The sequence below is a fragment of the Bacillus cereus group sp. BfR-BA-01355 genome (genome assembly GCF_022663675.1).
GTDB lineage: Bacteria > Bacillota > Bacilli > Bacillales > Bacillaceae_G > Bacillus_A > Bacillus_A thuringiensis_S.
The window spans coordinates 1-360 of the sequence record NZ_JAKUFY010000336.1; the positions used below are offsets into that span (position 1 = coordinate 1).

Here is a 360-nt window from a genome sequence, read left to right on the forward strand (position 1 = left end):
CTCCAGCTTGTGATGCTTCGTACATTTTTTTAATTAATGGTTTATCTGTTAATGAATTCATCTTAGCGATAATATATCCATTTCCATATTGCCTATGATAACGGATTTCTTCATCTATTAAATCCATAAATTGTTCTCTTATATCAAATGGAGCAACAGATAAATGATGAAAATGTGGCTTTGTTGTATAACCACTTAAATAATTAAAGAAATTGGTTGCATCAACCCCAAAGTCTTTTCTTGATGTAATATATCCAAAATCAGTATATAACTTCGCTGTTGCATCATTATAGTTTCCAGTTCCAAGATGTACGAACCTTTCAATTTTTCCGTTTTTTCTTCTTACAACTAACGTAATTT

General features: G+C 30.0%; 1 pseudogene. It reads right to left on the minus strand.

The features are described 5' to 3' along the window. Positions 1-360, minus strand: a pseudogene (locus tag MR167_RS31930) (RNA degradosome polyphosphate kinase); the annotation flags it as partial.